Source organism: Zoogloea sp. 1C4, from assembly GCF_009469605.1.
GTDB classification, from domain to species: Bacteria; Pseudomonadota; Gammaproteobacteria; order Burkholderiales; family Rhodocyclaceae; genus Zoogloea; species Zoogloea oryzae.
This window is the reverse complement of sequence record NZ_SSXU01000046.1, coordinates 1-8,308: the sequence shown is the minus strand read 5'-3', so window position 1 is coordinate 8,308 and position 8,308 is coordinate 1. Positions and strand designations below refer to the sequence as shown.

The following is an 8,308-nucleotide window of genomic DNA, read 5'->3' as shown; positions in this document are numbered from 1 at the left end:
CGGCCGACCGATGCGCTGTTGAAGTTCCTGCAGGCTCTTTGATTATGCGCAGCCGGTATGGGCGGGGCGCCGCGGATCGGGCGGCCCGCCGCCGGCGACTCAGCATAATCGCGGACTGGACATAATTCCGACCCATCGGAATCGGCCGTAGCGCCCGTTCGAGGTGATTGGTGTCGATCGGCACATCCGGGTCGGCCAGAAACACTTCCAGCGCTGCACGTCGCTTGTGGGCGTAGGCGAGCGCCTTGGTCAGCGGGCTGCTGGGCAGGAGCCCCTGGGCCGCCAGATGCTCCTTCACCCAGCCGAAGAACGCCTCGACGATCGGCCGCGCGTGATCGAGCCGGTACTCGCGCCTGGCGTCCCCCTTGAGCCTGGCCTCGCGGAGCTTCGCCTCGACCGCGTAGAGCGCGCCGATATAGTCGAGCGCCTTGGCCGCCAGGTCGGGCTCGGCCGCTTCGGCGTTGATGAACTCCCGTCGGCAGTGCGTCCAGCACTGCGCGTGGGTGAGCCCGGTCTTGCCGGCATAGGCCTCGTAGGCGCCATAGCCATCGGAGAGCAGCACGCCGCCCTCGACCGGGGTGAGCCCGAGCACCTTCTCGACGTTGCTGTGCGCACGGCTCTCGAAGAAGGGGAAGCAGATCTCGTCGAGCTCGCCATAGACCGGCCAGAAGTAGCAGCCCTTCATCTTGCCCGGGCCGGCGCGGCCGGCCTTGATCGGGGTCTCGTCCATGGCCTTGACGCGGCTTGTGCGGATCGAGGCCAGCTGGGCCGCGTAGATCGGCTCGAGCAGCGCGGCGGCCTGCGCGGCCAGTTGGGTGAGCCAGGCGCGGCTGACCGTGATGCCGGCATCAAGGAGGCGCTGGTGCTGGCGGTACAGCGGCAGGTGCCAGGCGAACTTGTCGAGCAGCAGGCCGACGAGGAAGCTCACGTCGGCGCGGCACCCGTCGATCACCCCCGCCGGGGCCGCCGGGCAGTGGAGCGTCTGCGTGTCGCGGCGCTTGATGAGCGGGCGCACGTACTTGAGGATCACGTAGCTGCCCGGGCGCTGTGCGAGGCGATGGCTGACCTTCTCGCCGATCACCTCGTACTGGTCAGGCGAGAGGCCCTCGAGCTCCGGGTTGGCCAGGGTGATGGTCTCGACGGGCACGCGGGCTTCGTCGAAGAACAGCGTGGCGTCGTTCTTGTCCTGGGCGAAATCGGTGCGTGGCGTACGCCGCGTGTGGCCGGCCACCGGCTTGCCGGGAGGCTCGGGCGGCGCATCGGGGATGGGGAGTTCGCCCAGGTGCAGCTGCGCCGGGTGCGGGGCCAGCGGGCGCTTCTCGCTCTTCTGGCCGAAGAGCTGGCGCCGGAACCACTCGAGCTGGTGCTGGATGGTCTGCACTTCGCGTTGCAGCGCCGCATGCGCCTGGGCCAGTTCGACGACGCGCTCGGGCGCCCACTGGGCGGCTTCGGCGGGGGTCGGAACGGGGGTGGGATGCGGGCGCGGCATGGCCCGTATTTTACCGTAAGCCCCAGCATTCATGCGGGTTTCAAGGCAGTCTCGGGCCGTTTGTAGCGGCGTTTGTAGCGGGCGGGCTCGATGCCTTCGAGGAGCAGCTTGAGCCCGGTCCAGTCCATCTGGCGCGTGGCGATGTGCGCCCAGTTCGACACGAAGCGCCCCTCTTCGAGGCGCTTGGCCCACACACAGAATCCGGTGCGGTCCCAGTACAGCACCTTCATCTGCGTGCCGCGCCGGTTGATGAACACGAACAGCTCGCCCGAGAGCGGATCGCACCCGAGCGCGTGGCGGGTGAGCGCGTAGAGGCCATCGAAGGATTTGCGCATGTCGACCGGCTGGCCATACACATGGACCCGGACGGCGCCTTCGGGGAAGAACATCAGCCGCGCGACAGGTGGAGGATCACCCCTGCGCCCAGATCGAGCCGCAGTTCGAGGCGACCTCCAGCGCCGAGCAGGCCCGCGTCGACAAAGCCGGTTTGCGGCGCGCCCGGCGGGGGCAGCTCTACGCCGCGGGAGACGTCATCCGCCAGCAGGCTCCGCCACCGCCTGAAGCTCGATACGCTGAGGCCTTCGTGGGCGCAAAACGCCTCGATCTCCAGGCCACTGGCGGCGAAGCGCGTCAGCACCTCGCCCCACGCCTCGCGGCTACGCCGCTGCCGCTTGTTGTTGCCTGTCGTCGCGCTGGTCACTTCGCGTTCCTCCTGATTGAACAGAAGGAGGATTCTTCCGTGTGAGCCCGGGCGGGGGAAGAACGCCGCTCAGTGAGCGGTTACATATCATCAAATGATCTTGGCTAAGAGCCAGTTGAGCGTATCCGGATCTGTGTGCAAGAAGTCGAGCCCGAGCTGTGCCTTGAGGTACTCGGTCAGATGGGTTGGCCGCGCGCTTATCGTGTCCCAAACCTGCGAGCAGTAAATCGCCATAGCGTTGCATCAGGCGTCGAGACGGATACGTTTCTTGAAGCAAGATACACAACCCTCACTTGCTAAAGCCCGAAGGAGATCACTGTCTGCCGCAAGATGCAGACGACCGTAAGCCCCCGGCAACCCTTTCAATTACCCACAATTTTCATTGCCTTGTAGAGTCTTCTTAAAGCGTTATCTAAGCTTTAACAGGCAAGTATCAATCTGCGAGGCAAAGTCATGGACAAGCGCAGCGGTACTGGAATCTGTTCGAGTGCCCAGTTGGAAGTGCGGTCGTGGGCAGAGGACGAGGTGGCTCACTGTGACTTCAAGGACGAACGGCTGGGTAAGCGGTTCCGAACGCTGCTTCAGCAACTGACCGAAGGTATCGGCAAGAGCATTCCGTTCGCCTGTCAGGACTGGGCCAACACGAAGGCGGCCTACCGCTTTCTCTCGAATCCGCGGGTCAGCGAAGAAGCCATTCTGTCAGGACATTTTCATTCGACCCGCGAACGCGCATTCCTCGTCGATGACAATGTTCTGGTCTTGCACGACACGACGGAGATCTCGTTCAAGCACCGCGATGGCAGCATCGGTCTGCTCGGGCAGATCGGTCAGCGGACGGCCTGCGGCATCCTGATGCACTCGAGCTTGGTCGTGACGCGCGAAGGCTTGCCGCTGGGGATTGCAGCGGTGAAGTTCTGGACGCGCGACAAGTTCAAAGGGACTAAGGCCCTCGAGAAGAAGGTCAATCCGACACGCGTGCCGATTGAGCACAAGGAGAGCATCCGTTGGCTCCAGAATCTCCGGCAAGCGACGGAGCTGCTCGGTAGGCCCGAGCGCTGCGTGCATGTCGGGGACCGCGAAAGTGATATTTACGAACTGTTCTGCGCTGCCGAAGCGGCTGGAACGCACTTTCTTGTGCGGACCTGCGTTGACCGCCTGGCCGGTGACGGCACGCACACCATCGCGGACGAGATGCATGAGGTCTGCTGCAAAGGATTGCACCGAGTCGAAACACGGGACAGAGGCGGTGGTTTGCGCGAAGCGATATTAGAGCTGAAGTATCGTCGCATCCATGTCTTACCGCCCATTGGCAAGCAAAAACACTATCCGGAACTGTCGCTGACAGTCATTCACGCCCGAGAGAAGGCGCCACCGAGCGAGCATGACAGAATCGACTGGAAACTGCTGACAGACCTGCCCGTTGTCACCTCGGGGGACGCCATCGAGAAACTGAACTGGTACGCGCTACGCTGGAAAATCGAAGTCTTTCACAAGATCCTCAAGTCCGGCTGTAAGGTCGAAGAGTCGAGGCTGCGAACGGCAGAAAGGCTGGTGAACCTGATTGCAACCCTGTGCGTCCTGAGCTGGTGTCACCGACCGGCACATAGGAGCCACTTGGTGATCGGCACAATGGAGCCAGGGCGTGACCGGCACATTGGAGCCACCCCGTGATCGGCGTAATGGAGCCACCCACGGATCGGCACATTGGCGCCAGCGCCGGATCGGCGTAATGGAGCCAGCCTCACTCTGACGGACGTCTCGACCTTTCGCGGCTCACCGCTACCCTGCCGGGTTTGGCAGGAGGAAGCCGGTGGCCCGCAGGAGTATCGAGATGCACGAGTACCGCCAGGCCCTGATGCGTTTGCGTCAGGGCGATTCGGAGCGCGAGATTGCCCGCTCCGGTTTGATGGGCCGCGCCAAGGCGGCCCGCTTTCGCACGCTGGCCCACGCGCAGGGCTGGCTTGAGCCCGGCCGCCCCTTGCCGCCGGACGCCGAGATCGCCACCGCGTTGGCGCCCCCGCGCCTGCCGGCCTCGGCCCAGTCGGCCCTCAGTGCCTACCGCCCCCTCGTCGAGCGCTGGCTCGGCCAGGGCGTCTCCGGCGTGGCGATCCACGCCGCCCTGGTGCGCGAGCACGGCTTCACCGGCCATTACTCCAGCGTCCGCCGCCTGATCGGCGCCATCGGGCGCGAGCTGCCGCCCGACACCACGGTGCGCCTGACCTTCGAGCCGGGGGACGCGGCCCAGGTGGACTTCGGCGCCGGCCCTGAGCTCGTCGACGCCGCCACCGGCCAGCTTCGCCGCACCTGGGCCTTCGTGATGACCCTCGCCTTCTCGCGCCACCAGTACGTGGAGTTCGTGTGGGACCAGAGCGTGCGCACCTGGCTCGGCTGCCACCAGCGGGCCTTCGAGTGGTTCGGCGCGGTGCCGGCGCGGCTGATCATCGACAACGCCAAGTGCGCCATCACCCGCGCCTGCGCCCGCGACCCCGAGGTGCAGCGGGCCTACGCCGAGTGCGCGGAGGGCTACGGCTTCCGGATCGACGCCTGCCCGCCGCGGGACCCGCAGAAGAAGGGCATCGTCGAAGCGGGCGTGAAGTACGTGAAGGGCAACTTCCTGCCGACCCGCGCCTTCCGCGATCTGGCGGATCTCAACGCCCAGGTGCGCGCGTGGGTCTTGCAGGTGGCCGGGCAGCGCATCCACGGCACGACGCGGGTGAGGCCGCTGGAGAGCTTCGCGGTGGAGCGCGCGTTGCTCCTGCCCTTGCCGGCGGTGCCGCCGGATCTGGGCTGCTGGCAGCAGGTGACGGTGCATCGGGACTGCCACGTGAGCTTCGAGCGCGGGCTCTACTCGGTGCCCTTCACGCTGGTGGGCAAGCGCCTGTGGCTGCGCGCCACCGACAGCGTGGTGACGGTGTATCAGGACTTCCAGCCGGTGGCCGTCCATGCCCGTAGCCGCCGGCCCGGCGAGCGGCGCACCGTCACCGATCATCTGCCGCCCGAGGCCCGGACCTTCTTCGCCCATGACCGCGCCTGGTGTCTGCAGCAGGCCGTCGGGGTCGGGCCGGCCTGTGCCCGGCTGATCGAGCGGCTCCTCTCGGACCGCGTCTCCGAGCGCCTGCGGGCCGCCCAGGGGGTGCTGCACCTGAAGGCCAAGTACGGCGCCGAGCGGCTCGAGGTGGCCTGCGAGCGGGCCCTGGCGCACGACAGCCCGCACTACCGCACCGTCAAGACTATCCTCGCCGGAGGGCACGACCTGGCGCCCGCGGCGGGGCCGGTCAGCAGCGCGCCCTACGCCGGCGGGGCCCGCTTCGTCCGCGGCGCCGCCGATCTCTTCGCCGACGAACCCCCTTCGATTCACTGGCCCCCAAGACGCCCTCCCGGCGTCTTTACACCCCCCAAGGAGTTTCACCATGAATCCCGCCACCGAACTGGCCCCGCAACTGAAGCAACTGCGCCTCTCGGGCATCCTCGACTCGCTCGATGCGCGCAACCGCCAGGCGATCGACGCCAAGCTCGCCTACACCGAGTTCCTCGCCCTCTTGATCCAGGACGAGGTGGCCCGGCGCGAGCAGAAGAAGTTCGCCACCCGGCTGCGCCGCGCGGCCTTCCGCGCCACCAAGACGCTGGAGGGCTTCGAGTTCGACCGGCTGCCCTCGACCAACCGGGCGCTGGTCCATGACCTCGCCACCGGCCGCTACATCCACGAGAAGGCCCCGGTGCTCATCGTCGGGCCCTGCGGCACGGGCAAGAGCCACCTGGCGCAGGCGCTCGGGCACTGCGCGGTGCGCCAGGGGCAGGACGTGGTCTTTGCGTCCTGTGCGCAGCTGCTCGCCAGCCTCAACGCGGCCCGGGCCATCGGCAACTACGAGAGAAAGCTCCAGCAGCTGGCTCGCGTGCCGCTGCTGATCATCGACGACTTTGGCCTGAAGCCGCTGCGCGCCCCGGCCGACGAGGATCTGCACGACCTGATCGCCGAGCGCTACGAGCAGGCGGCCACCGTGGTCACCAGCAACCTCGACTTCACCGAGTGGGACCAGGCCTTCCCGGGCAACCGCCTGCTGGCCTCCGCCACCGTCGATCGGCTGCGTCACAACGCCTATTGCCTGACCCTCGACGGGGCGTCCTATCGCGCCCCGCGGCAGGGTCCGAACAAGGCCAAAACGACGCTTGCCAGCACCCCGAAAAACCACCACTCTTGAACCCCCGAAGACGTCCCTCAGAGACGATTCAAACTGGCTCCTATATGCCGGTCAGAGGTGGCTCTATTGTGGCGGTCAGTGACAAGCGGGCAGGTTGATGGTTTGTCCGGTTCTGTGTGGCTGTCGTTTGACGCGAGAGTGCATTTCGTAAGTCACGTCTGAAATTCTGGAATGCGCGCCGATCGCTCGGCGTACAGGCCATCGTGAGGGTTGGATGGCCTTGAGCGTCGCGCCGTTGTCTCCATGGAGGACGGGCTTGTCAGCCAGGGCGGCAATGCCTTCGGCCAGAGCGGTCCGGCGAACCAGATGGGCCGCGTGTTCGGCCGCGTCGGTCTTTCGAATCATCTGATAGGAGACCCCCACGGCCTTGGCCAAGGGCTGCAACCCAACCAGGAAGACGGCGATGGATACGGGATTTGAATTCGACATGCCAAGAATTATAGTACCGAAAGTTACCATTTCTCAAGTACTGATCGTTCCCCTCCTATGTAACTCTTGGTTCTATGGAAATTGACCATGAAAAAGCTGCGTTCTCTGCTCGCCTGAACGAAATCTGCGATGAGATGAGCGTCCCACCGAAGGGCCAGGCCAGGCAGACAACACTCGCAAGAATTTTTAACGTTACGCAGAAAGGTGCGAGAAAGTGGCTTGAAGGAGAGGGCTACCCTGCACTAGACATGGCACGACGAATCGCGGTCTGGTCTAACGTTTGTATCGAGTGGCTTCTTAGCGGCCGCGGGCCAAAACGAATCGGGGAATACCCCGTTTCAGGCATCCAAAATGGGCAACAATCCGCGAGCACTCATGCGGCATCACCCGATGAGTGCGTCGTGGCCAAGTACAACTCTGCCGACGCAGCAACCAAGGCATTGATAGACATTGCCTTAGCCGCTCCATCCGCCCCCTTGCCGGACGGCCTTTCCCCGTCCCTGCGAATCCTCGTGGACATGGCTCGCACCGCCATCCGCGCCGAACAAGAGAAGAAATGACCGCCCCGCTCCCTGCCCAGGTCGTAACGGAAACCGCATACAAACGCTTTATCGGTCGATTAAAGAGCAGTGGTTGGAACAGTTCCAGCCACTTTGCCGAGATCGACTTTGGTGAGGGGCGAGAGACCGCCGTCGTCAAGCTGCTTTACCTTGATCACCTCTGGCCGCAAGCCGGAAACGAGGCCATCGGCTTTGTCCTGGCCAAGGTGGGCGAACTCCCCGCCCCTGAGAAAGCTGCCATTCTTGTAGCTGACGCCGCATGGCTCGCCGGGATGATGGGTTCAGACTACCCCGATGACGCCCCCCACGAGGGAGACGTGCTGGCTTGGTGCGCCTCGCTCATGCCACATCTCAAAAACGCCACCTGGACTGAACCTGAGAAAGACCAGGTACTGCTTGCCGCGCTCAAGTCCGACTGCGGCCCCCGAATCGCCGCCTTCGACATCTGGCTATGCAATGCCGACCGCAACGCCGGCAACCTCTTGCGCCTGCCCGGTGGCACATGGGCGGTGATCGATCACGAAATGATCTTCATGACCAAAGAGGTGCGTGGCGACTGGCGCGCCGGCCCCATCGACGATCTGCCCGGCAGATCCACCCTGCTGGACAAAGCACGCGCCTTTCATGCAGAAGGGACGCTCAACGACAAACAGCTGAGCACCTCGAATAACCCGCAGTTTTCAGAAAATTGGGCGGTACAACGATGATCGCGGCCAAATCTCGCTCAATTTCTTAGGCAAATCACCGCTTTCTTTGCCGGTACCGTCCTGTTTTACCTCGAATCGCCTCCGGCGGCCGCGAGTTGGCCCATTTCGGGCGTCAGAAGGCCCTGATTCCGGCCTTCTGGAAGTAAACCAGCCGCTTCAGGTTGTAGCAGGCCGCCATCATCGTCAGCGCAAAGTTCGCCCGCGCCTGGCCGATGGTGCGAAGC

8 protein-coding genes and 2 pseudogenes are annotated in these 8,308 nt (G+C 64.7%); 6 read left to right on the top strand and 4 right to left on the bottom strand.

All coding sequences use genetic code 11. The features are described from left to right. From GH681_RS22310 to GH681_RS22300, 3 genes are all read right to left on the bottom strand, one after another. The coding region (locus GH681_RS22310) for an IS66 family transposase (protein WP_153163712.1) at positions 1-1,489 on the bottom strand (1,489 nt) is incomplete at its 3' end. Positions 1,490-1,518: 29 nt separating this feature from the next. Beyond that, entirely contained in the window at positions 1,519-1,878 is a 360-nt protein-coding gene (gene tnpB / locus GH681_RS22305) for an IS66 family insertion sequence element accessory protein TnpB (protein WP_141355114.1), read from the bottom strand. Next, entirely contained in the window at positions 1,878-2,189 is a 312-nt protein-coding gene (locus GH681_RS22300) for an IS66 family insertion sequence element accessory protein TnpB (RefSeq protein WP_153163711.1), read from the bottom strand. Before GH681_RS22300 ends, tnpB begins: the two co-directional genes overlap by 1 nt. A gap of 453 nt (positions 2,190-2,642) precedes the next feature. On the opposite strand from GH681_RS22300, the gene GH681_RS22295 reads away from it, so the two are divergent. From GH681_RS22295 to GH681_RS22270, 6 genes and pseudogenes are all read left to right on the top strand, one after another. After that, positions 2,643-3,860: an IS4 family transposase gene (locus GH681_RS22295; protein WP_153163710.1), complete on the top strand. Its 1,218-nt coding sequence runs from the start codon at positions 2,643-2,645 to the stop codon at positions 3,858-3,860. A 160-nt stretch (positions 3,861-4,020) separates the two neighbouring features. After that, positions 4,021-5,442: pseudogene (gene istA, locus GH681_RS22290) on the top strand (IS21 family transposase); the annotation flags it as partial. 157 nt (positions 5,443-5,599) lie between these two features. Then, complete coding sequence (gene istB / locus GH681_RS22285; protein WP_141355045.1) at positions 5,600-6,388, top strand: IS21-like element helper ATPase IstB; 789 nt, start codon at positions 5,600-5,602, stop codon at positions 6,386-6,388. A 243-nt stretch (positions 6,389-6,631) separates the two neighbouring features. Next, positions 6,632-6,808 (top strand): hypothetical protein, encoded by a 177-nt coding sequence (locus tag GH681_RS22280; RefSeq protein WP_153163709.1) that lies wholly within the window; start codon positions 6,632-6,634, stop codon positions 6,806-6,808. Between the two features lie 83 nt (positions 6,809-6,891). Then, on the top strand, positions 6,892-7,377 hold the full coding sequence (locus GH681_RS22275; protein WP_153163708.1) for a hypothetical protein: 486 nt from the start codon (positions 6,892-6,894) through the stop codon (positions 7,375-7,377). Continuing rightward, positions 7,374-8,084, top strand: a complete 711-nt coding sequence (locus tag GH681_RS22270) for a hypothetical protein (RefSeq protein ID WP_153163707.1) — start codon at positions 7,374-7,376, stop codon at positions 8,082-8,084. Before GH681_RS22275 ends, GH681_RS22270 begins: the two co-directional genes overlap by 4 nt. Before the next feature lie 112 nt (positions 8,085-8,196). Here the strand turns inward: GH681_RS22270 and GH681_RS22265 are convergent. Continuing rightward, positions 8,197-8,308: pseudogene (locus GH681_RS22265) on the bottom strand (IS5/IS1182 family transposase); the annotation flags it as partial.

Excerpts from the sequence above, each read along its gene's own strand:
- GH681_RS22280 (WP_153163709.1), top strand. The coding sequence starts at position 6,632 with ATGGAGGACGGGCTTGTCAGCCAGGGCGGCAATGCCTTCGGCCAGAGC.
- tnpB (WP_141355114.1), bottom strand. The coding sequence starts at position 1,878 with ATGTTCTTCCCCGAAGGCGCCGTCCGGGTCCATGTGTATGGCCAGCCG.
- istB (WP_141355045.1), top strand. The coding sequence starts at position 5,600 with ATGAATCCCGCCACCGAACTGGCCCCGCAACTGAAGCAACTGCGCCTC.
- GH681_RS22270 (WP_153163707.1), top strand. The coding sequence starts at position 7,374 with ATGACCGCCCCGCTCCCTGCCCAGGTCGTAACGGAAACCGCATACAAA.
- GH681_RS22295 (WP_153163710.1), top strand. The coding sequence starts at position 2,643 with ATGGACAAGCGCAGCGGTACTGGAATCTGTTCGAGTGCCCAGTTGGAA.
- GH681_RS22275 (WP_153163708.1), top strand. The coding sequence starts at position 6,892 with ATGGAAATTGACCATGAAAAAGCTGCGTTCTCTGCTCGCCTGAACGAA.